Consider the following 22725-nt stretch of genomic DNA (forward strand, 5'->3'; position numbering starts at 1 on the left):
CTCCTCTTCGTCGAGTGGGCCGTCGTCTTCGGGCGACGGCGATGGGGCCGAGACTATTCGGGCGATCCGACGCCTCGTTGGTTCCCGGCGACGAGACTTGCGCAGACCTTGGTGCGGCCGGACGAACGTTCCCCGAGTCAGCGCCGCCGCACGGCGCGCAGGCCCACATGGAGCAGTTCGGGGCCGCCTTCCGTCTCGTCGAGGAGACGACCGACGGGCTGGGCGGCATCCGTGATCAGGGCGCCGTCGGCACGCACACGCAGTCGCAGGGGCGGCCGCGGAGGGATGCCGAGCGCGGCGATGTCCGCACGCAGCACCATCGCGAACTCGAGAGCATCACCCGCGCGGGTCACGTCGTAGTGCCACTGCCCGGCGTCGTAGACGCCCACCACGTCGTCGAGCCTGTCCGCGGGGCCGAGCTCGACCTTCTCCGGCGCCTTCTCGATGCCGCGAAGGTTGCGGAAGCACCAGTCGACGACGGCCGTCCCCAGCGCTTTCCCGCCACCGCTGTTGGTCAGGACCGTGACCGCGAGGTCTTCGTCGGGGGCGAGGACGAATTCGCTGAGCTGCGTGTCGGCGATGTTCCCTCCGTGCATCACGACCCGCGCCGAACCGTGATGGCCGAGCAGCCACGGCAGGCCGATCGCATCGACGGGCGGGCCGGCCGCGAGGTGGGGCTGCTGCATCAGGAGTCGCGTGGCGTCGCTGACCGGCGTCGTTCCCGAGGTCTCGCCGCGCATCTGGAAGCGGGCGTATGCGAGCTGATCGCGTACGGACGACACGATCCCGCCCTCCGGTGCGATGTCACGGGTCAGCGGCCAGTGCGGGAACGTCGTCATCGCTCCTGACCCGTCGGGGACGTGACCCACCGCGTGCGGACGGGCGATCACATCCCAGGGGAAGAAGAACGTCTCCGACATGCCCAGAGGATCGAGCACGACGCGCTGCACGGCACGTTCGAACGTCTCGCCGGTGACCCGCTCGATCACACGGCCGAGCAGCCGGATTCCCGCGTTGCTGTACGAAGCGATGGTGCCGGGAGGGAAGAGCTGCGGGAGCTCGGCGAAGGTCGCGACGTTGCGGGCGAGGGCATCGTCGTCCCACCCGGGGCGCTCATCCGCATCGCCGAGGAAGCCGCCGGAGTGCGTGAGGAGATGCCGGATGCGCAGCTCAGCCAGCGCCTCCTCGTCGGCGAGCCGGAGGCCGGGGAGCACCTCGACCACGCGGGTGTCGAGGTCGATGGCCCCGGTCTCGACCAGATGCATCGCGACCGTCCCGGTGAAGGTCTTCGAGGTGGAGCCGATCTGGAACAGGGTGCGCTCCGTCACGGCTGCGCCCGTGTCGACCGCCGCGACACCGGTCGTCGAGACGATCTCCCTGTCCCCGTCGATCACCCCGACGACCGCGCCAGGCACGTTCAGGGCAGCGGCCGTCTCATCGAGGAACCCCTGCAGGTCTGCGCTCGTCCCCTGTGTTGTGCTCATGATGCATCCCCCCGCACGGCGCGCCCCGGAAGCGCAGCGGTCACGAGCTCTCCTTCGTGCACGACGCGAGTGCCGTGCACGAACAGCTCCCGTACGCCCTGCGACGGTCGGGTCGGATCGGCGTAGGTCGCCCTGTCGCTCAGCGTCGTCGGGTCGATCACCACCACGTCCGCATCCGCTCCGACGGTCAGATGCCCCTTGCTCCGCATCCCGGACGAGACCTCGTCCAGCACGCGGGCGGGCAGGAAGGAGCAGCGGCGGAAGGCGTCGAGCCAGCTCCACGTGCCGCTCTCGAGCACCATGAGCCGGAGCGACTTGGCGAACGTGCCGGCGGTGCGCGGATGCGTGTGCCCACCGGGAGGGAGCGGCCAGTCGCGCTGCTCGTACAGCGTGCGGCCGTCGATCCCCGTCCAGGAGACCGGCATCGCGTCGCTCGCCACGATCGCGTCGGGGTAGGCGAGTGCGCGGTGCAGGTGCGCGCGGTCGAACGGATCGGCCTCGTCGAGGAACGTCACGATGCAGGTCGCTCCGGGGTCGGTCGCCCGCACCTCCCGCAGCCGGGCTTCGTCGGCGATGCGCTCGCCGGTGTCCACGAGCACCAGCGAGCTCGGGGTGATGCCCAGGCCCGGGAGCTTCTCGGGAGCGAGGAAGAACGCGCCGATCGCGGTGCTGCCCGCGCCGTAGGGGTAGGCCTCGACCGTGACGCGGGACCCGGCGGCGCGGCTGCGGTCGATCAGCCCCAGCACGCGGTCCACGTGCCGCAGCGAGGTGCTGTTCACGTGGCAGTGGTGCATCGCGGCACCCGTCTCGGCGGCGGCGCGGACGAGCTCCTCAGAGCCGTCGATCGGAGTGCGGGGGTCGGCTTCGATCAGCTCTCGCACATGCGTGAAGGTCGGAGCGTGCGCGGCGGCGGCGAGGCGAGAGAGGTCGAGGTACTCGTCCGGATCGGAGCGTGGCGCGTACCCCATGAGCACGCCGATGCCGAGGGCACCGGCCCCCAGTTCGTCCTCCAACAACCCCAGCCAGCGGCGGCGCTCCGCGGGGGAGGACGAGCGCTGCCACTCCGGCTTGCCGAGCAGATCCATCGACGCGGTGAAGTCGGCGACGGGCACCCGGTCGAGGTGCGCGTACGCCCGCGCCTGCGACCAGGAGGCCGAGAACCCGTAGTTCAGCGGTCGGCCGTCCGCGGCGGCACGGGCGAGGGCTTCGGCGATGGGCATGAGTCCGGCTTCGAGGTCGAGTGCCGTGGTGACGCCGTCCATCGCCTGCAGCCGCTGTCCCGCGATGGAGTGCACGTGGCTGTGCAGGTCGACGAACCCCGGCCCGACGATGAGACCGGTGGCGTCAACCACCTCGGCATCGGCCGGCGCCGTGAGTCCGTCGCCGAGAGCCGCCACGCGCCCGTCGGCGAGGAGGAGGTCGGTGATCCGGTCGGTCTCCGTCTTCGGGTCGATGACGCGCCCGCCGCGCAGCATAGTGTCCACGCTGTCACCCTGCCACGCGGGACGAGGGCGATCCGGTGCGGTGCGACGAAACCGGGTGGTGGTTCCGGTGCCGCCGTACAACCCGTTCTGCGCGCCCCGGTCCACGGGGAGGTGCACGGGAAGGCGTCGACAGACATAATGTACTGGGGATGTGACCGTGCACACGCAAGGAGGCAAGTGATGTCCACCGCCTCCGAGCGCGCCCGCCTGCCGAGTATCCGCGACGTCGCCCGCCTCGCCGGTGTCTCGCATCAGACCGTGTCCCGCGTGCTCAACGACCATCCGAGCATCCGGCCGGAGACGAAGGCGAAGGTGCTCGACGCCATCTCGGTCCTCGACTACCGGCCCAATCTCGCCGCGCGCGCCCTGGTCACCAGCAAGTCGAACATGCTGGGGATCCTGTCCGCGACGATCGGCGAGTTCGGACCCACCTCGTCCATCGCCGGCATCGAGGATGCGGCGCGGGAGGAGGGCTATTCGGTCTCGACGCTGAACCTCGCCGACACGACGCCGGAGGCGATCGGCCATGCGGTGCGGCAGCTGTCGCGGGAGCAGGCCGATGGGATCGTGGTGCTCGCCCCCCAGGTGCGGGTCTTCCATGTCCTGCGCGGCATGTCCGTCGACATGCCGTTCGTGACGCTGCAGACGGCGTCCGGATCCGACGGCGTGAGTCTGTCGGCGGACCAGGTGGCCGGTGCGAAGGCGGCAACGGAGCACCTCATCTCCCTCGGACACAGCGACATCCTGCACCTGGCGGGTCCCCAGGACTGGATCGAGGCGGAGTCGCGCATGCGGGGCTATCTGGACGGATTGCGTGAGGCCGATCTGCCCACGTTCCCGCCCATCCGTGGCGACTGGACGGCGGACTTCGGGTATTTCGCGGGCAAGGAGCTCTCGCTTCGACGCGACTTCACGGCGGTGTTCGCCGCGAACGATCTGATGGCCATCGGTCTGATGCACGGGTTCCGGGATTCGGGCGTGCGGGTGCCGCACGACGTGAGTGTCATCGGCTTCGACGACATCCCCGTCGCGGCACACGTCGCTCCGACGTTGAGCACCGTGCACCAGGACTTCCCCGAGCTCGGTCGTCGGGCGGTGCGGATCCTGCTCGCGGAGATCCGCGGCGAGCAGGTGCCGGCCTTCGGTCCGCTGCAGACGATCCTGCGCGCCCGCGAATCCGCCGTCGCCCGCTGACTCGTTCCCGGCGGCGCTGCGCGAAGGCTCGCGAACCCATCGAATCCTTTCGATCCGCGCTGTCGCCCGGGGGCTCGCGATCGCGCGCATCTCGGCAGTGTCACGGTCCGGAATCGAAATGCCGATGCCGACTTGACAGCGGTCCCGACGAAGACGACGATATAGCGATGTGAACGGTCACATCGAAGGTGACCGCACGTCGCGAGGAAGATCCGTGAGCACCACAGCAACGTTGCCTACCGTGTCAGGCCCCATCCTGGAGATGCGCAGCATCACCAAGGAGTTCCCCGGGGTCAAGGCGTTGGCCGACGTCTCCATCACCGTCCGAGCCGGCGAGATCCACGCGATCTGCGGTGAGAACGGCGCCGGGAAGTCGACCCTGATGAAGGTCCTGTCCGGGGTGTACCCCTACGGGACCTACGACGGCGAGATCCTGCTCTACGGCGAGGAGCAGCGGTTCAGGGACATCGCGGCCAGCGAGCAGGCGGGCATCGCGATCATCCACCAGGAGCTCGCCCTCATCCCCGAGCTCTCGGTCACCGAGAACATCTTCCTCGGCAATGAGATCCAGCGCGGTGGCCGCATCGACTGGACGGCTCAGAAGGAGCGGGCCATCGAGCTCCTCGCCCGCGTCGGGCTGAGCGAAGACCCCGACGCGCAGATCAAGACCCTCGGCGTCGGCAAGCAGCAGCTCATCGAGATCGCGAAGGCGCTCAACAAGGACGTCAAGCTCCTGATCCTCGACGAGCCGACCGCTGCCCTCAACGAGAACGACTCGCAGCATCTGCTCGACCTGATCCTCGGGCTGAAGGCCAAGGGCATCGCGTCGATCATGATCAGCCACAAGCTCAACGAGATCGAGCAGATCGCCGACGAGATCACCATCATCCGCGACGGTCGCACGGTCGAGACGCTCGACATCTCGCGCGGAGAGATCAACGAGGACCGCATCATCCGCGGCATGGTCGGTCGTTCCCTCGAGAGCCGCTACCCGGATCGCACCCCCGAGATCGGCGAGGTGTTCTTCGAGGTCAAGGACTGGTGGGTGCAGCACCCGACCGTGCCCGAGCGCATGGTCGTCAAGGGCTCGAACATCAACGTGCGCCGCGGCGAGGTCGTCGGCATCGCCGGTCTCATGGGAGCGGGTCGCACCGAGTTCGCCATGAGCATCTTCGGGCGCTCGTACGGCACCTTCCTCTCCGGAACCCTGATCAAGGACGGCCAGGAGGTCGCCCTGCACGACGTCGCCTCGGCGATCAAGCACGGGCTCGCGTACGTCAGCGAAGACCGCAAGGTGCTCGGACTCAACCTGCTCGACACGATCAAGCGGTCCATCGTCGCGGCGAAGCTCTCCAAGATCGCGCACAACGGCGTCGTCGACTCCCGTGAGGAGTTCTCGGTGGCTGAGCGCTACCGCAAGGCGCTGCGCATCAAGACGCCGTCGGTCGAAGAGGGCGTCGGCAAGCTCTCCGGTGGAAACCAGCAGAAGGTCGTGCTGGCCAAGTGGATGTTCACCGATCCCGACCTGCTGATCCTCGACGAGCCGACCCGCGGCATCGACGTGGGCGCGAAGTACGAGATCTACGCGATCATCAACGAGCTCGCCGCCCAGGGCAAGGGTGTCATCGTCATCTCCAGCGAGCTTCCCGAACTCCTCGGCATCTCCGACCGCATCTACACCGTCTTCGAGGGTCGGGTCACCGACTGCATCCCGGCCGATCAGGCGACACCCGAGGACCTCATGCGCAGCATGACCTCCACGAACCAGAAAGCATCCGCATGACCACCGACACCACCGCAACGAAGCGCGGCTTCCACTTCAAGGACATCACGAAGATGTTCGGGGGAGGGCAGTCGACCCTCCGTCAGTTCGGCATCCTCGGCAGCCTCGTCGTGATCCTGGTCGTCTTCCAGGTGCTGACGTGGATCTTCAAGGGCACCGGACTGACGCTGTCCTCCGGCAACCTGATCAACGTCGTCAACCAGTACTCGTACATCCTGATCCTGGCCATCGGCATGGTGATGGTCATCATCATGGGTCATATCGACCTCTCCGTCGGATCCGTCGCCGCGTTCACGGGCATCGTCGTGGCCAAGGCCATGGCCGACTGGAACCTCCCCTGGCCGCTGGGCATCCTGCTCGGTCTCGGTGTCGGCGTGCTCGTCGGTGCCTGGCAGGGGTTCTGGGTGGCCTACGTCGGGGTGCCGGCGTTCATCGTGACGCTGGCGGGCATGTTGTTCTTCCGAGGCGCAAACCAGTGGGTCGGCGACTCGCAGTCCGTGCCGGTGCCGCAGGGCTTCAAGGTGATCGGTGCCGGCTACCTGCCCGAGCTGCCGTTCATCCCGGTGCCGTTCAACGTGTTCACGATGCTCCTCGCCCTTCTCGGGGTGGCCTGGATCGTGTTCTGGGAGTTCCGCACGCGTCGCATCCAGCGCAAGATGGGTGCCGACATGGCGCCGGCGTGGGTGAGCGTCACCAAGGTCGTGCTGATCTCCGCCGTGATCCTGATCGCGGGCTGGCTGTTCGCCACCGGGCGCGAGGGCACCAGCTTCCCGATCTCCGGCATCATCCTGCTCGCCCTGGTCATCCTCTACTCGTTCATCACGAACAACACCGTCTTCGGTCGCCACATCTACGCGGTCGGCGGCAACCGGCAGGCCGCGCGCCTGTCGGGTGTGAAGGACCGCTGGGTCGACTTCTTCGTGATGATGAACATGTCGGTGCTCGCGTCGCTGGCCGGCATGATCTACGTCGCCAGGGCGACTGCCTCCGGTCCCCAGGACGGCAACGGCTGGGAGCTGGATGCGATCGCCTCGGTCTTCATCGGTGGCGCGGCTGTCTCCGGCGGGATCGGAACTGTGATCGGGTCGATCATCGGTGGTCTCGTGATGGCCTTCCTCAACAACGGTCTCGCCCTCCTGGGCGCCGGTGCCGACGTGGTGTCGATGATCAAGGGCCTCGTGCTGCTGTTCGCCGTCGGTGTCGACGTCTGGAACAAGCAGCAGGGCCGCCCGTCGATCATCGGATTCCTCACGCGTCGATTCGGCCGCAAGCAGGACCCGGCGACCGACACGTTCGATCCGACCAAGACGAACTACCCCACCAGCCAGAAGTACGAAGCCCCCGCCGTCGAAGAGACGCGCGGATAGTAGGGGCCCAGGCGCGTACCGCACGCGCACCTGGACCTTCACACACCAGAGAAAGAGATCACATGAAGAAGATTCTTCTGTCGGCGACAGCGCTTGTCGTCGCGGGCGCCTTCGCCCTCACCGGCTGCTCCTCGGAGCGCGGTGGCACCGGATCGGGAGCGGGGGAGGAGACCGCCAAGGGCTTCGCCGCCGACGCCACGATCGGTGTCGCCCTTCCGGACAAGACCTCGGAGAACTGGGTTCTCGCCGGTCAGCTGTTCACGGACGGTCTCGAGAAGGCCGGGTTCAAGGCCGACGTGCAGTACGCGCCGGCCAGCAACACGGTCGCCGAGCAGCAGAACCAGATCCAGGCGATGGTCACCGGCGGTGCCAAGGTCATCATCATCGGCGCGAAGGACGGCAAGCAGCTCGCCACCCAGGTCGAGGCCGCCCGTGACGCCGGCGTCACGGTCATCGCGTACGACCGTCTGATCGAGAACACCGAAGCCGTCGACTACTACGTGGCGTTCGACAACTTCAAGGTCGGTCAGCTGCAGGGTCAGGCTCTGCTCGACGGGCTCGCCGAGCGCGCGGGTCACGAGGCTCCGTACAACATCGAGCTGTTCTCGGGCTCGCCCGATGACGCGAACTCGGCCGTGTTCTTCAACGGTGCGATGGACGTGCTGCAGCCGAAGATCGATGACGGCACGCTGAAGGTCGTGTCCGGCCAGACCGAGATCGCCCAGACGGCGACCGAGGGCTGGAAGGCGGAGAACGCTCAGCGCCGCATGGACTCGCTCCTGACGTCGACGTACAGCTCCGAGACGCTCGACGGCGTCCTGTCCCCGAACGACACCCTCGCTCGCGCCATCATCACCTCGGTGCAGGGTGCGGGCAAGCCGGTCCCGGTGGTCACGGGTCAGGACTCCGAGGTCGAGTCGGTGAAGTCGATCATGGAGGGCGTCCAGTACTCCACGATCAACAAGGACACCACGCTCCTCGTCGAGCAGTCGATCAAGATGGTCGGCCAGCTCCAGAAGGGCGAAGAGGTCGACGTCAACGACACCGAGCAGTACGACAACGGCGTGAAGGTCGTTCCGGCCTACCTGCTCGACCCGATCATCGTCACCAAGGAGAACGCGGCAGAGGCCTACGCCAACGTCCCGAGCCTCCTCGAGATCGTGAAGTCGTACCAGTAAGACACATCGCTCCGCGACGCTCGTCGTCGCGGAACACGAGCCGTCCGGACCCTCGGGTCCGGGCGGCTCGTTCGCGTTGCGAGGGTGCTCGGGTCGGGTGGCTCCGATGATTACGGTGAAGGTGTGAAGCTCGCTCTGCGTCCGATGATCCCCGCCGATGCGGAGACGTTCGCGTCGTGGGCCGAGGATCCGGTGTTCCGCGCACACGCGGGGTGGAGCCAGGACATGACGGTCGATCGAGTCGCCTCGTGGTGGCGCGAGATCATCGAACACCCCGACCCCCGCTTTCTCGGCGCCGATTCGCGGTACCTGCGGTTCCACTTGTCACGGGCCGATTGGGTACGCGGCAGTCCGTTCAGGTCGGCACGCTGATCAGAGGCGTGCTCCTGAGGCGTGCTCCTGAGGCGTGCTCCTGAAGCGTGCTCCTGCGAGGTGTCTCAGAAGCGCGGGCGAACTGGCTCGTCCGGTGCCGGCTCGTCTGGCGGTGACTCGTCGGTGAACACCACCGTGTTCTGGGGTGGTGGGCGGTCGATGTACTCGCGCCCGGTCGGGCTCGTCCATTCCAAGACGCCACCTGGGCGCTGCTCGACATGCCAGGGGGAATGGTGTTTGAGCATGTGATGTCGTCGGCAGAATGCGGAGAGGTTCGATTCGCAGGTGGCACCGCCGCTCGAGGCCGCATGATTGTGGTCGAGGTCGCACTTTCGGGCGACGATCCCGCACCCGGGGAACCGGCAGCGTTGATCTCGGGCTCGAAGGTGTCGTCGCAGCCGCGCGTTCGGTCGGTAGCGATCCACCGCGAGCATCTCGCCGGAGATCGGATGCGTGAGCACCCGATCCCACCCGGAGGTGAGACCGGCGAGTGCTCGAGCAGTCGCCGTGTCGATCGGAACCACACCGTCGAGCTCGGCCGGCGGCGGCACAACGTCGAGCTCGGCCGGCGGCGGCACAACGTCGAGCTCGGCCGGCGGCGGCACGGAACCTGCTCGCGGCGGCACGGAACCGGGCACGAACGGGAGCCCCTGTCGTGTGGCATCGTCGCGGCCCATCAGCGTCATCACCGGAACCGTGACCTCGACGCGGGCCTCGATCTCTCCGAGCAGGCCGTCGGCGGTGTCGTGTCCGGTGGGCGTTCCGGTCAGCACGAGGTCGGTCAGCAGGTCAGTGCGCAGCTGATCGACCGTACGCGCCTCGCGGTCGTGCTCCTCGGTGGTGCTTACATCAGCGGTGCTTACATCAGCGGTGCCTTCATCAGCGGTGCCTTCATCAGCGGTGCCTTGATCAACAACGGCGCTCTGCTGCTTCACCGCATGAGCCATCTGCGAGAGCCGATCGAACATACCGTGCACGAGCACGGCGGGAGCCTGGACGCCGAGCTCGGCCATGCCGTCTTCGAGGTCGCGCACCCAGACCCGACGCCTCTCCCGCGCATCGAGGTGCCTCTCGGTGAGCGTGCGCTCCTGGAACCGCTCCGCGAGCCGGCGGGCCAGCCTGCGCAGCCGGTTGGGGGATTCGCCCGCGGCCAGTTCCACCGCCTCGTCAGCGAACGCCTGTCGATCCGCCGCGTGCTCGAGGTGCGCGCCCGCATCGACGATGACGCGCGAATGCGCCGCGCTGATGCGCCCCTCGCCCTGGGCCCGCCACACGGCCGGGAAGCGTTCGACCAGCCAGGAGGCGTCGGCCATCCGCCGTTCCACCGTGCGGTCGCTCACGCGCTGTGCGGCCCCGATCTCGGCGGCCACGGCGCGGATTGCAATGTCTCCCCGGTCGGGGTGCTCCGCGGCGCGGGCGATGTCGACGGCGAGGCGCCCTGCCATCGCCAGCATGCCGTCGCGAGCGGCGTGCATGCTGCTCAGCGTGGCCTCCGCCGCTTCGAGCGACGCGACCAGATCGGCGAGCATCGCCATCTGGGTGTCCGTCGCGTCGAGCAGTGCGTTCATGGACTCAGTCCATCATGGGCCACCGACATTCCGACGGCGGCGGCACTCGGGTGAGATCGCTCAGCCGCGAAGCTCTCGGGTCGCCTGGCCGGTGCGCTGCAGCGCGTCGACCGTCTCGGCGTAGCGGCGCTTGGCGACGCCGAGGAACAGGCAGTCCACGAGGGTGAGCTGGGCGATGCGACTCACCATCGCCCCCGCGCGGAAGCTCGACTCGCGCACCTCGGTGAACAGCGCATGGTCGGCCGCGCGGGCGAGCGGAGAGTGCTTGGCGGAGGTGACCGCGACCGTGGTCGCGCCGCTCGCACGCGCGGTCTCCAGGAACCGCACGGTCTCGAGGGTCGAACCCGAGTGCGAGAAGCCGATGGCGACCGTGCCCGCGGTGGGCAGCGCCGACACGGCGACGGCCTCGTGGGGGTCGGCGGGCATGTGGGCGTTGCGTCCGACACGGAGCAGCTTGTGGCTGAGGTCCTCGGCCACGAAGCGGCTGGCACCGAGGCCGTAGAGGAGGACGCGCTCCCCGCGGTCGATCGCGTCGACGGCAGCCTCGAGCACCTCGAAGTCGAGCCGCGCGACGGTCTCCTCGATGGCCAGCAGCTCGAGTGATGCGACCTTCGACACCGCTTCCTGCAGGGTGTCCGACTCCGAGATCTCCGACCCGTAGGCGCCCCGTGCCGAGAACTGGGCGGCCTCCTTGCCGAGTTCGGAGGCCAGGGCCATGCGCAGCGGGGCGTACCCGCTGAAGCCGATCGCCCGGCAGAAGCGCACGACCGACGCGACGGAGGTGTCGCACTCCGCGGCGAGTTCGTTGATGGTGCTGTCGATCACGACGGAGGGGTTCTCACGCACGACGAGGGCGATGCGGGCGAGGGAAGGGGTCAGCGTGGATGCTGCCGCTTCGATCGTCGACTGGATGCTCATGCCGTCCTCCGTCGTGGTGAGTGCGAGGTGTGAGGTGCGAGGTGTAAATTCTTTTTGCCGAGTCTACTTCCGATGTAGGCTCTTTTCACAGACTTTTTCGCCGATCCGGAGGAGGGCCCATGGACGCACGCGTCACGGCATCCGTCGACCTCGGCAAGTCGCGGTGCCGCGTCCTCGTCACCGGCCCCGACCGCCGGATCGAGCGTGACGGCGTCGGAGCGCCCGGACTCGCCGCAGCGGGCGGGGTGAAGAGCGCGCTCGAGGCCATCCTGCGGCTCCTGTCGGGCGACGAGGGTCTGGAGCTGGTCGGGGTGGGTGCGGCCGGCGCATGGCTCGCACCCGATGCTGCGCGGGATCTGGCCTCATCGCTCGCCGCGGCGACCGGAGCGCAGACCGCTGTCGCGTCCGACGTGGTCACCGCTCATGCGGGAGCCCTCGACGGCGGCGCCGGCGTGCTCCTCATCGCCGGGACCGGGGCGGCCGCGTTGGGCATCGACTCCGACGGCGCGCGCCTCGTCGACGGCTGGGGCCCTGAGCTCGGCGACCTCGGCAGCGGCTCGTGGCTCGGACGGGAAGCGCTGCGCGCCGTACTGCGCGCGAACGACTCGCTGGGGCCGAGCACGGTCCTCACCGCGGCGATCGCCGATCCGGTCGGCGACGTCTCCGACATCCAGGCGTGGCTCGCGGGCGGCGAGCCCCTTCCGCGGCGCCTCGCGACGCTCGCGCCCCTCGTGCTCGATGCCGCGCAGAACGGCGATGCGGCTGCCTCCGCGATCGTCGACGAGGGCGTCCGTCTGCTCACGGCGACGGCCACCGCCGCTTCCGCGCGCACCGCCGACACCGTCATCCACGGCGGTCTGACCGACCACGTCTGGTTCCGCCAGCAGCTCACGTCGTCCCTGCAGGCAGCCGAGCGTCGGGTCGTGCCCGCGCGCGGCGACGCCCTCGACGGGGCGCTGCTTCTCGCGCGCCGCACCGACCTCCCCCATGAAAGGTTCGTCCACCGTGCCGAATGACGACTCCCGCCTGACCGCCCTCCTCTCCGTGCTGGAGCGCCTCGACACCGAGGCCTCGACGACGGAGCGGGGCGACCTCGACCTGCTCGGCACGGCCGAGCTCGTGCGACGGATGAACGCGGAGGACCGCCGGGTGCCGGAAGCCGTCGCCGAGCGCGCGGAGGAGATCGCGACTGCCGTCGACGGCATCACCGAGCGGTTCCGTCGCGGCGGACGCCTCATCTACATCGGAGCGGGCACCGCGGGCCGCATCGGCGTGCTCGACGCGAGCGAGTGCCCGCCGACGTTCGGCACGGACCCCTCGATGGTGGTCGGTCTGATCGCGGGTGGTGAGACGGCCATCCGCTCCGCCGTCGAGAACGCCGAGGACGATGACGCGGCCGCCGAGGCGTCGCTGCGCGAGCTCGGACTCACCGAGCGCGACACGGTGGTGGGCATCTCGGCCTCCGGCCGTACTCCTTACGTCGTCGGCGGCCTGACGTACGCGCGCGGCATCGGCGCGTTCACGGTGGCGATAGCGTCGAACGCCGACTCCGAGATCGGGGCCGCGGCCGAGGTCGCGATCGAGGTCGTCACCGGACCCGAGTTCATCTCCGGGTCCACGCGGCTGAAGTCCGGGACGGCGCAGAAGCTCGTCGTGAACATGCTCACGACGCTGTCGATGATCAACCTCGGCAAGACGTATCGCGGCGTCATGGTCGATCTGCTGGCCACGAACGAGAAGCTGCACGCCCGTTCGATCCGCACGGTGTCGCAGCTGTCCGGCGTCGACACCGCGGGGGCGGCCACGGCGCTGCAGGCGGCGGACGGCTCGGTCAAGCTCGCGCTGCTGATGCTCGCCGCCGATGCGACGGCGGATGCTGCGGCGTCCGCGCTCGACGAGGCCGACGGGATCCTTCGCGACGCCATCACCGCGCTCGCCTGATCGGCGCGCTTCCCGCGCGTCCGATACGGTATGCGGATGCCCCTCGCTCTGATCACCGGCGCTGCGCGCGCCGACAGCATCGCCGCCGGAATCGTCCCCCGACTGCGCGCCGCCGGCTGGACCGTCGTCACCAGCGACCTGCGCGATGCCGACCACCCCGCCGACCTCTCCACGGTCGAGGGGCCAGAAGCGCTGATCGCGGAGGTGACGGCGGCTCACGGACCGATCACCGCCCTCATCCTGAGTCACGCGCACGATGTGGAGTCAGGAGTGCTCGACACCACAGCGGAGAGCTTCGATCTGCACGTCGCCGTGAACGCGCGAGCGACCCTGCTGCTGATCGCGGCCTTCGCCCGTCAGGTCGGCGACGACGGGGGAGTGGTCCTGGCGTTGACCAGCGACCACGTGACCGGCAACCTCCCCTACGGCGCGTCGAAGGGGGCGCTCGACCGCCTCGTCATCTCCGCGGCGCGCGAGCTCGGCCCCCGGGGGATCTCCGCGAACGTGCTGAACCCCGGACCGGTCGACACCGGCTGGATGGACGACGAGACGCGCACGGGCCTGGCCGGGATGACCCCGCTCGGACGCCTCGGCCGGCCCGCGGATGTGGCGGCCGTGGTGGAGTTCCTCGTGTCCGACGAGGGTCGCTGGATCTCGGGGCAGCTGCTGAAGTCCGACGGGGCCTTCTCGGCGCAGTACTGACTGACGCCGGGCCTGCGACCTGCGGGCCCGGTGCCTGTGCCTGTGCCTGTGCCCTGCAGGCGCGGCTCCGCGGGCACAGGATCAGTGCCCGCAGGTGCAAGACCCTCCGCTGCAGCAGGCCGATGCCGCACCTCCGTGCGCCTGCGAGGACTCCGGCACGTCCATGGCCGGGTTCTGATCGAGGAACCCTGCGGGCTTGAACCAGAAGCCGGCGTAGTCGACGGGCATGATGGGCCAGTCCTCGGGTCGGGGGAAGTGCGTCAGGCCGAAGGTGTGCCAGAGCACGATGTCCTGTCCGTCGATGTCACGGTCCGCGGCGGCGTACTCCGGCAGTCCGGAGCCGCCCTGGTGGGCGTTCGGGTAGCGACCGGCCGGCCAGATCTGCCCCGGCTCGAAGCGCGTCGCCCACAGGTGCTTCGTCGCGAAGGCGGCGCGCGCGGCGACGGAGGACTCCGGGTCGGCCATCAGCAGCGCGGTCGGCTCCGGGATCAGGTGGTACGCCGTGGGTCGGCCGACGTGGTTCGTCCGCGAGGCGCTCTGCACCTCCCAGACCCGCGCCACAGAGGAGTCCGCGTCGCGCTGCGCCTCCGACTCCGTGCGCAGCGGTGTCTCCGACCATGTGAAGGCGTTGCCGAAGGGGTTGTCCTCGCCCATCGGGATGCGCTGGGCATCCACCTCGACGAGCCGGTTGTCCTCGCCGTCGATCGCGACGTCGAGGCGCGCGCAGAACAGGTGCTGGTGGACCGGGGCGAACACGCCGGGCGCGAGTTCGGTCGCATGCCGCTGCCGCACGCCGGGTTCACCCGCACCGGCGAACACGATGCCCGTGGCTTTGGCGACGACCTCGATCGAGCCGTCGAGGCCGAAGTTCCAGTAGAAGCCGTAGTCGTAGTTGCCGATCGTGGAGAAGTACGACACCACGAACCGACGGGAGCGGCGCACGTCGGAGCGACCGGCGAGGTCGGTGTGCTTCCAGAGGATGCCGTAGTCCTCCTCGTGCATGCAGATCACGTTCGGGATCCGTACCGGGTGGCCGTGGTCGTCGGCGACGTAGCCGTCGACGTACCGGATCACACCGAGGCAGTCGCAGCCGAGCTCGAGGTGGTTGGCGTTCTTGCCGAGCAGGTATTCGCCGGCGTCGAAGTAGCTGATCCAGAAGCGTCCGGGAGCGGTGTCGCCGTAGGGGACCACCATCTCCGGAACGCTCGCCCTGCTCAGCACGGATCGTCCCTGGAACGTGACGTCGTGCAGCACGAGTCCCTCGCGGGCGTTGAAGTCGACGCGCATCGACCAGCCCTCCCACTCCACGAGCGACCCGGTGACGGAGAAGCTGGGCCCCTCCGGCTGGGTGATCTCGATGGGCTTCAGAGTGGTGCGCGCCTCGCCCTGCACTTCGGGGTAGTAGTTGCCGTGTCCGGCCGGCACGGGCACGTCGCCATGGTCCTCGACGCGGATCACGCTGTTAGAGGTGAGGTCGATGTGCACGATGAGGCCTTCGACCGGGTGCGCCCACGGGGAGTCGTGCTCGTCGTACTTGAGGAACGTCAGCGAGCGGATCACCCGGCGGCCCACCTCGTCGGCACGCCCGGTGTATCCGGGAGCGAGGGGGCCGCAGAAGGCGAGAGCCATGTGCTCCTCGAGCCCCCGACGCTTCATCGCGGCCTGCCATTCCGGCGAGGCCTTCGCGATGCTTTCCGCGCGCTCGTACTCCTCGAACAGATACTGCGGCTGTCCGTAGGGCGGGGCGTCGTTCGGCACCCGGTGCGTGCGCAGCACCTCACGACGGGTGATCGAGACCACGACCTCCGTGGCGATCCCGGTGGCGATGTCGAGCAGTGTCACGTCGACGCGGCGGTCGACGGCGTATCCGGCGGTCCACGTCGCGAGCTCGTCCTTGGTGGGCTCGTCGGGGAGCAGCATCGGCACGCGGGTGGTCGCCGTCATCAGACCAGCGGCGTCGAGCACCTCACGGGCGGCGGCGATCTCGGTTCCGGTGAGGGGATCGTGCGGGTGCGGAGCGGCGATCTTCCCGATCGACACGGGCTGCGGAGCATGGTGGGACATCATCGACCTCACTATTTTCGAGCGACTGCTCAATAAACGGGTTGGCACGATGATAGGGCCGACAGCCCGTCCTTCGCAACGGGGCGTCTTCCCGACGAGGCGTGCGGAGGCGGGTCTCAGGCGCGCCAGGGGGCGAGCGCGGCGTCGAGCACGGCGAGGTGCGCGGCGGCGGACTGCGGCTCCGTGACCTCGACGATCTGCTGCCCGTAGGTGATGGAGCGCAGCAGCGTCACGATCGTCTCGGTCGGGGTGTCGGTGCGCAGCTCGCCGTCCTCGACCGCCTCGCGCAGCGCGAGCCGGGTGCTCTCCTGCCAGGTGGCGAGGGTGGGTACCGCCGCGTCCGGCGCGGGGGCGAGTGCTGCGAGGCGCCCCCAGAATCCGACCACGACGTGCGCCTCGGTGCGGGTGCGCTCATCGATCGGGAGCACCTCGCGCATGAGTGCGTGGAGGCGGGGGAGGCCGCGAAGTCCTGCCGTGGCCGCGGCGATGCGCTCCTCGGTGCGCCGGGTCACCTCGGCCGCGGCTGCGCGGACGACCTCGTCGAAGCCGTCGAAGTAGTGCCAGAGTGCACCCGTCGCGACGCCCAGCTCCTTCGCGACCGCCCGCGATGACACGCTCTCGTGTCCGTCGCGAGCGGCGACGGCGAGCAGCGCCTCGGCGATCTGCCTGCGGCGCTCATCGTGGTCGACGATGCGGGGCATGACTCCATCCTGGCGCATGGCGTCGAGACCTGCGGCATTGCGGTCTAGCGTTATTGAGCGATTGATCAATATACTGCGGCTGTGGTTCACCTCCTCCCCGCAGCACCGTGGCTGATGGCCGCGGCGGCGATCGTCTCCGCCGCCGCTACAGCGGCGCTCTGGCGCGCCGTGCCCTGGCAGGGGCGGCAGGCGTCGCTCATCATGGCTGCAGCCATGCTCGCGCTCGCGGCGACCGACGGCCGCAACCCGCTGGTCGGGCTCGTCCTGGGTGCCGTGCTGCTGGTCTCGGCCATGGTGGGCACGATGGGGGTGCGCGGCACGGCGGCGGCGGCGAGCTGCTGTCATCGAGCGCTGGTCTCCCTGGTGATGGCGATGTGCGCGTTCGACGGAGTGGTGGCGGCAGATCCGGTCGGAGGAGGCGCCTCGGCATCCGTGTCGTCCGGTCACGGCGGGCACGGGCTGTCGGGAGTGCTGTCGGTGCTCGTGCTGGTCGGAGTCGTCGGGGTCGTGCTGTGGACGGTCGTCGCGGAGTGGTTCGTCGCTCCCGTGCATCGAGGTCGCACGGCGCGTCTGCTCACCGTCGAGTCGTGGGCGATGGCTGCCGGCGTCGCTGTCATGTGCCTCGGATTCTGAGCGGAGCTCTCAGACGACCGCGGCCGGGCGCACGAACGCCCACGCGGCGACCGCGGCGACGGCCGCAGCCACGGTCATCGTCACCGCCATCGTGACCGCGTTCGTGCCGCCGACTCCCGCGGCGATCGGCGCGAGCACGGGGCCGAACAGGAACGTCGACATGCCGAGCAGGGCAGAGGCGGTGCCCGCTCGTGCTCCGTGGTGGGCGAGCGCGAGGGTCTGCCCGTTGGGGCCACCCAGCCCCGAGCACAGCATGAAGCCGATCAACGCGGCGACGATGCCCGTGACGCCGACATCGGAGAGGGCGAGCGCCAGGAATGCGGTCGTCGCGACCAGCGTGGCCGAGATGCCGCCGAGGTACACGCGCAGCGGGCCACATCTGCCGACCACGAGACGGCTGAGCTGGCTGCCGGCGATGCTGGCCAGCGCTCCAGCCGCGAAAGCGAGGCTGAACGACTGCGGGCTCAGGCCGAATTCGTCCTGCAGCACGAACGACGACATCGACAGGTAGGTGAAGAAGGCGACACCGCCTCCTGCTGCGGCGCACAGCACGGCCACGAACAGACGATCGCGGACGACGGCCCCGGCATGGAGTCCGAGCGTGCGCAGACCTCCGCCGTGACGGGCGGCGGCAGGCAGGGTCTCCGGCAGGGCGAGCACGACGACCAGGAGCAGCACGACACCCACCGCGCTGAGCACGCCGAAGATGCCTCGCCAATCCATGATCAGCGCGAGCTGACCGCCGACCACGGGTGCGACGATCGGCGCGGTGCCCGAGACCAGGAACAACAGCGACAGCATGCGCGACAGCTCGACGCCCTCGAACTGGTCGCGGGCGATTGCGAGGCAGATCACGATGCCGGCCGACCCCGCGAGACCCTGCAGGAAGCGGACCACCAGCAGGACCTCGATCGTCGGGGCGAGAGCACACAGGAGGGAGAGCACGGCGAAGGCCGAGACGCCCACCATGAGCGGGAGCCTCCTGCCGAGACGATCGCTGAGCGGCCCGGCGACGAGCTGGCCGAGGCCGAGGCCGATCATGCACGCCGACATCGTCGCCTGAGCGAGCGCCTCGGTGGTGTCGAGGGACGCGGCGAGCTGCGGCAGCTGGGGCAGATACAGATCCATCGACAGCGGACCGAACGCCTCCAGCATGCCGAGCACGAGCATGGCCCGCAGCGTGCCCATCCGCGGGCGCGGGGTCGGTCCGGACGAGGTGATGCTCATCCGTCCAGGCGCAGGGTGCGCCGCAGCCAGCTGTCGCGAGCGGCGACGGCCGCCCGTGAGACCTCCGCTTCGGGGGAGAAGCCGGAGAACCCGTGATAGCCGCCGGCCCAGACGTGCAGCTCCGCGCGACCTCCCGTCGCCCAGATGCGCAGGGCGTAGTCGACCGCCTCGTCTCGGAACGTCTCGGCCGCTCCGACCTCGATGAACGCGGGCGCGAGGCCGGACAGGTCGTCGGCGCGCGCGGGCGAGGTGTACGGGGAGACCCGGTCCGTGCCGCGGTCGGATCCGGTGATGGCGTTCCAGGCCGTGTCGTTGTTGTGGCGATCCCAGGCGCCGAACCCGTCGTACTGGCGACTGGAGACGGTGTCGTTGCGGTCGTCGAGCATCGGGCAGCCGAGCAGCTGTCCTGCCAGGCGTGGGCCGCCGCGGTCGCGTGTCATCAGGGCGACGGCAGCGGAGAGCCCGCCGCCCGCGCTCATGCCGGAGGCGATGATGCGGTCCGGGTCGATGCCGAGCTCGTCGGCGTGCGCGGCCATCCACTCCAATGCCGCGTAGCAGTCCTCCGCCTGTGCGGGACCGGGATGCTCGGGGGCGAGGCGGTACTCGACGGCGACGCCGATCACGCCGTGGCGTTCCGCGAGGTCGATGAGCTCGCCCGTGCCGAAGAACCGGGTGCCGAGGACCATGCCGCCGCCGTGGATCGACAGCACGGCCGGCGCCGGTGCATACGCGGGTGCGGTCGGGCGGACGATCGTGACCTCGATGTCGGGGGCGCCGTCGGGGCCGGGGATGGTCCGATCCTCCCAGGCGACCGCCCGCCCGGCGGCCTGTGTCGCCATGGGCGGGATGATCGTCGCGAAGTGGTCGCGGTTGGCGTGGATCGTCTCGGCGCGCAGCGGGATCACCTCGACGAGGTCGACGAACGCGGTCAGCCCCGGGACGAGCGCGGGGTCGTACGGCACCGGCGCGGGGGCGGTCATCGGGCTTCCAGCCAGATCCGGCGCAGCCAGGAGGCGCGGGTGGCGAGGGCCGCGCGCGAGATCTCGGCATCCGGCATGTACATGTCGAAGCCGTGCGCGCCACCGCCCCACACGTGCAACTCCGCCTGACCGCCGGTGGCCCAGATGCGAAGCGCGTACTCGGTGTCCTCGTCGCGGAAGGCCTCCGCCTCGCCGACCTCGATGAAGGCGGGTGGGAGGGAGGCGAGGTCGGTCGCACGGCTCGGAGCGGCGTACGCCGGGGCTTCCGGGCTGAAGGCGAGGTCGTCGCCGAGCACGCACGACCAGGCGAGCAGGTTCATCTCCCGCTGCCAGGTGCCGATGCCGTCGTACTGGCGGCTCGCGACGGTGGTGTTCGTGTTGTCGATCATCGGGCACAGCAGCAGCTGCCCTGCCATGACCGGTCCGCGCCGGTCGCGGGCCATCAGCGCGACGGCCGCCGTGAGGCCACCACCGGCGCTGCCGCCTCCGACCACGATGCGATCGGGGTCGATCCCGAGGTCGGCGGCGTGGGCGTGCACCCAGAGGAAGGCGGCGTAGCAGTCTTCGACTCCGGCCGGGAAAGGGTCCTCCGGCGCGAGACGGTACTCGACGTTCACTGCGACGACGTGGTGCTCGGCGACGATGTCGACCACGCGGCCGGTCTCCCAGGAGCGGTGTCCGACGATCATGCCCCCACCGTGGATGTTCACGAAGCCGGGGAGCACCTCGTGCGCGGTGCCGACGGGACGGAACACCGTGATCTCGATGTCAGGGGCGCCGGCGGGGCCGGGGATCATCCGGTCCTCCCACTCGATCGCACGTCCGGCGATCACGGCGTCGTTGTCGGGGAACATGCGGTCGGTGCCCTCGCGCGGGAGGGTGTCGCGGGTCAGCGCCGGCTGCGGGTTCCTGTCGAGCTCATCGAGCACGGCCTGCACCTCGGGGTCGAACGGCACGGGGGTGAGGGTGGGGCGTCCGGTGGCGGTGGCGGTGGGGGTGGTCATGGGTCTCCTTGCGAGGCTTCGGGCGGGCACGGTCGCGGGGCGGTGTTCAGGGGCCCTCGGGGTCGACGACGTCGCGGTCGGCCCAGAACGGTTCGACGAGTTCGCGGAGCGTCGTGGCGCCCACGCGCTCGACCAGCGCGGCGGCGTCGAGGTTCGCCCGCAGCTGCGCGACGCTCGATGCGCCGAAGAGCGTGGTCGTGAGGGCGGGATGCGTGAGGGTGAACGCCAGGCCGAGCTGTGCGGGCGAGACGTCGAGCGATTCCGCGAGCGCCGTGAACGCGGGCACGTCGGCAATGATCCGCGTTCGGATGTCTCCGGGGTCGCGGCCGATCTGCCGGTCGCCGTTCACCTTTCCGGCGAGCACGCCGCCTTCCAGGCAGTCCGAAGCCTGCAGGGTGAGGCCCTGCTCCCACAGGCGGGCGAACGGGGCGCCGTCGGGGATCGAGCGTCGGGACACGCTGTACTTCAGCTGTGCGATCTGCGGGCCGGCGACCCCCTCTCGTGCGGCGAGGTCGATCAGGGTCTGGATGCTCGAGGCCGACCAGTTGTTCACGCCCCATGCGCGGATGAGTCCGGCTTCGGTGAGTCGGGCGAGATCGATCACGAGGTCGCGCAGGTCGAGGTCGTCCCGCCGCAGGTCGCCCAGGATCACGAGGTCGGCGTGCTCGACGCCCACCCGCATCAGGGCGTTCTCGAGCTGCGGGCGGAAGCCGTCGGCGTCGAAGGCCTCGAGCCACAGCTTCGACGACAGCAGCCAGTCCTCACGGGCGAGACCGGCGGCGCGGACCATGGCGGAGAAGATGACATCCGTGAACACGGGCGGGGCGCCGGGCGCGGAGTACACGCCGACGTCGAAGAGGTTGACACCGCGCTCCACGGCCTCCCGCAGCATGGCCACCGCGTCGGCGAAGTCCATGCGGTCGTAGGTGTGCCAGGAGCCGAGGGAGAACAGCGAGGCGTCGATGCCGCTGCGACCGATCTCGCGGCGGGGGACGGTGCGGAGGGGAGTGGTCATCGGAGGCTCACATTCTCGGGTCGATGACGGCCTTGACCTCATCGAGGTGGTGCATGCGGGCGATCTTGTCCGAGGCGTCGGCGAGACCGACGGGGGCGCTGAACAGGGCGTCCCACGGGTAGCGATCGGCGAAGGCGGCGAAGAAGTCGATGGCCCTGGCGTAGTCGGAGATGTCGCCGTTCAATGAGCCGACCACCGTGAGCTCCTTGCCCATGATCGTGCTGAGGGCGAAGCCGTCGCCCGCTGGTCCCGTGGAGCCGACGATCGCGATCGTGCCGCGCTGCGCGGCCATGCCGACGGCGTCGGGGCCGACGCTCGGTGCCCCGGCGAAGTCGAAGACGTGGTCGGCGCCGAGGCCGCCGGTGAGCTCGAGAACCTGATCCACGACGGGTCCGTCGCGGAAGTCGACGACGGCATCCGCACCGAAGCGCGCGGCGAGCTCGAGGCGGACGGCGGGAGCGCCGACCGTGATGACGCGACCCGCACCGGCGATCTTCGCGACGGCGGTGGCGAAGATGCCGAGGGCTCCGGACCCCTGGACCACGACGGTCGAGCCTGGACGGATGCGGCCCGCGCGCTCGAAGGCGCGCAGCACGGTCTTCGCCGCGCATCCCGCCATCGACGCCCACGTGTCCTTGACCGTCGGCGGCAGCAGCAGCTTGGCTGCACCGGGGGTGACGTAGGCGTACTCGGAGAGCCCCGCGGTGGCGAACGGGTGCACATCGGCGCGCTGCAGGAATCCGTAGCCGCGGCGCGAGCAGGCGACGGGTTCGCGCAGCACGACGCAGCCGTGGCACTCCCCGCAGGTCGACTCCGACCAGCCGATGCGGTCGCTGGCGGAGAGCGGTCGACCCAGCGCATCGCGGGTATCCGTGCCGACGGCGACGATCTCGCCGACCATCTCGTGCCCGAGGACCATGGGCAGCATGCCGGGGAAGGTCATCCTCCCCTCCCAGATCTCGATGTCAGTGCCGCAGAGCGTGGTGCAGGCGATGCGCACGAGCGCGGCGCCCGGTTCGACCTCGCTCGGGAGGGGGAGCTCCTGCAGTGTGAGGGGTTCGCCGTGGGCGGTGAGCACGGCGGCGCGGGTGAGGGTGGGTATCGACATGG

At 69.7% G+C, this 22725-nt stretch carries 20 protein-coding genes; 9 read left to right on the forward strand and 11 right to left on the reverse strand.

Annotation, left to right across the window (positions count from 1 at the left end; all coding sequences use genetic code 11):
• Nucleotides 1-137: 137 nt before the first annotated feature.
• A complete protein-coding gene (locus tag MOX01_RS07160) occupies nucleotides 138-1484 on the reverse strand; it encodes a serine hydrolase domain-containing protein (RefSeq protein WP_141369082.1) in 1347 nt (448 codons plus the stop codon).
• Nucleotides 1481-2968, reverse strand: a complete 1488-nt coding sequence (locus tag MOX01_RS07165) for an amidohydrolase family protein (RefSeq protein WP_141369084.1) — start codon at nucleotides 2966-2968, stop codon at nucleotides 1481-1483. Before MOX01_RS07165 ends, MOX01_RS07160 begins: the two co-directional genes overlap by 4 nt.
• A gap of 180 nt (nucleotides 2969-3148) precedes the next feature.
• Here MOX01_RS07165 and MOX01_RS07170 point away from each other — a divergent pair, with 180 nt between their 5' ends.
• The 5 genes from MOX01_RS07170 to MOX01_RS07190 all read left to right on the forward strand — a co-directional run bounded on the left by MOX01_RS07170 (nucleotide 3149) and on the right by MOX01_RS07190 (nucleotide 8862).
• A complete protein-coding gene (locus MOX01_RS07170) occupies nucleotides 3149-4162 on the forward strand; it encodes a LacI family DNA-binding transcriptional regulator (protein ID WP_046749709.1) in 1014 nt (337 codons plus the stop codon).
• Nucleotides 4163-4403: 241 nt separating this feature from the next.
• Entirely contained in the window at nucleotides 4404-5945 is a 1542-nt protein-coding gene (mmsA, locus tag MOX01_RS07175) for a multiple monosaccharide ABC transporter ATP-binding protein (protein ID WP_058632412.1), read from the forward strand.
• Nucleotides 5942-7312, forward strand: coding sequence for a multiple monosaccharide ABC transporter permease (gene mmsB, locus MOX01_RS07180; RefSeq protein WP_058632413.1), 1371 nt, complete (start codon nucleotides 5942-5944; stop codon nucleotides 7310-7312). The genes mmsA and mmsB overlap by 4 nt, the downstream gene beginning before the upstream one ends.
• A 62-nt stretch (nucleotides 7313-7374) precedes the next feature.
• Complete coding sequence (locus tag MOX01_RS07185) at nucleotides 7375-8490, forward strand: substrate-binding domain-containing protein (protein WP_058632414.1); 1116 nt, start codon at nucleotides 7375-7377, stop codon at nucleotides 8488-8490.
• Nucleotides 8491-8613: 123 nt separating this feature from the next.
• Entirely contained in the window at nucleotides 8614-8862 is a 249-nt protein-coding gene (locus MOX01_RS07190; protein ID WP_058632415.1) for a hypothetical protein, read from the forward strand.
• A gap of 65 nt (nucleotides 8863-8927) precedes the next feature.
• On the opposite strand, the gene MOX01_RS07195 is transcribed toward MOX01_RS07190, so the two are convergent.
• The gene (locus MOX01_RS07195) at nucleotides 8928-10430 is read right to left on the reverse strand and encodes an HNH endonuclease signature motif containing protein (protein ID WP_141369086.1); all 1503 of its coding nucleotides are present in this window, start codon (nucleotides 10428-10430) and stop codon (nucleotides 8928-8930) included.
• A 60-nt stretch (nucleotides 10431-10490) separates the two neighbouring features.
• A complete protein-coding gene (locus tag MOX01_RS07200) occupies nucleotides 10491-11348 on the reverse strand; it encodes a MurR/RpiR family transcriptional regulator (protein WP_058632418.1) in 858 nt (285 codons plus the stop codon).
• Nucleotides 11349-11467: 119 nt separating this feature from the next.
• On the opposite strand from MOX01_RS07200, the gene MOX01_RS07205 reads away from it, so the two are divergent.
• Genes MOX01_RS07205 through MOX01_RS07215 form a run of 3 tightly spaced genes read left to right on the forward strand, consistent with a single transcriptional unit; the run spans nucleotide 11468 to nucleotide 13991 of the window.
• Complete coding sequence (locus MOX01_RS07205; RefSeq protein ID WP_058632419.1) at nucleotides 11468-12364, forward strand: N-acetylglucosamine kinase; 897 nt, start codon at nucleotides 11468-11470, stop codon at nucleotides 12362-12364.
• Nucleotides 12354-13289: an N-acetylmuramic acid 6-phosphate etherase gene (gene murQ / locus MOX01_RS07210; RefSeq protein ID WP_082682673.1), complete on the forward strand. Its 936-nt coding sequence runs from the start codon at nucleotides 12354-12356 to the stop codon at nucleotides 13287-13289. Before MOX01_RS07205 ends, murQ begins: the two co-directional genes overlap by 11 nt.
• Nucleotides 13290-13325: 36 nt before the next feature.
• Nucleotides 13326-13991 carry an SDR family oxidoreductase gene (locus MOX01_RS07215; protein WP_127012442.1) on the forward strand — a complete coding sequence of 222 codons (666 nt, stop codon included), beginning with the start codon at nucleotides 13326-13328 and terminating at the stop codon, nucleotides 13989-13991.
• Nucleotides 13992-14072: 81 nt separating this feature from the next.
• Here the strand turns inward: MOX01_RS07215 and MOX01_RS07220 are convergent, their stop codons facing one another.
• Both MOX01_RS07220 and MOX01_RS07225 read right to left on the reverse strand, forming a co-directional pair.
• Nucleotides 14073-16058, reverse strand: a complete 1986-nt coding sequence (locus MOX01_RS07220; RefSeq protein WP_141369088.1) for a primary-amine oxidase — start codon at nucleotides 16056-16058, stop codon at nucleotides 14073-14075.
• Nucleotides 16059-16171: 113 nt separating this feature from the next.
• Complete coding sequence (locus MOX01_RS07225; protein ID WP_061015579.1) at nucleotides 16172-16756, reverse strand: TetR/AcrR family transcriptional regulator; 585 nt, start codon at nucleotides 16754-16756, stop codon at nucleotides 16172-16174.
• A gap of 81 nt (nucleotides 16757-16837) precedes the next feature.
• On the opposite strand from MOX01_RS07225, the gene MOX01_RS07230 reads away from it, so the two are divergent.
• The gene (locus tag MOX01_RS07230) at nucleotides 16838-17389 is read left to right on the forward strand and encodes a hypothetical protein (RefSeq protein WP_061015580.1); all 552 of its coding nucleotides are present in this window, start codon (nucleotides 16838-16840) and stop codon (nucleotides 17387-17389) included.
• 9 nt (nucleotides 17390-17398) lie between these two features.
• Here MOX01_RS07230 and MOX01_RS07235 read toward each other — a convergent pair whose 3' ends face one another.
• Genes MOX01_RS07235 through MOX01_RS07255 form a run of 5 tightly spaced genes read right to left on the reverse strand, consistent with a single transcriptional unit; the run spans nucleotide 17399 to nucleotide 22723 of the window.
• The gene (locus MOX01_RS07235) at nucleotides 17399-18616 is read right to left on the reverse strand and encodes a multidrug effflux MFS transporter (RefSeq protein ID WP_230977831.1); all 1218 of its coding nucleotides are present in this window, start codon (nucleotides 18614-18616) and stop codon (nucleotides 17399-17401) included.
• Entirely contained in the window at nucleotides 18613-19596 is a 984-nt protein-coding gene (locus MOX01_RS07240) for an alpha/beta hydrolase (protein WP_061015581.1), read from the reverse strand. Before MOX01_RS07240 ends, MOX01_RS07235 begins: the two co-directional genes overlap by 4 nt.
• A complete protein-coding gene (locus MOX01_RS07245; protein WP_141369090.1) occupies nucleotides 19593-20600 on the reverse strand; it encodes an alpha/beta hydrolase in 1008 nt (335 codons plus the stop codon). Before MOX01_RS07245 ends, MOX01_RS07240 begins: the two co-directional genes overlap by 4 nt.
• 46 nt (nucleotides 20601-20646) lie before the next feature.
• Nucleotides 20647-21615, reverse strand: a complete 969-nt coding sequence (locus tag MOX01_RS07250; protein WP_046749696.1) for an aldo/keto reductase — start codon at nucleotides 21613-21615, stop codon at nucleotides 20647-20649.
• 7 nt (nucleotides 21616-21622) lie between these two features.
• Complete coding sequence (locus MOX01_RS07255) at nucleotides 21623-22723, reverse strand: zinc-binding dehydrogenase (RefSeq protein ID WP_174799760.1); 1101 nt, start codon at nucleotides 22721-22723, stop codon at nucleotides 21623-21625.
• Nucleotides 22724-22725 lie beyond the last annotated feature (2 nt).

Source organism: Microbacterium oxydans, from assembly GCF_006540085.1.
Classification (GTDB): Bacteria; Actinomycetota; Actinomycetes; order Actinomycetales; family Microbacteriaceae; genus Microbacterium; species Microbacterium oxydans.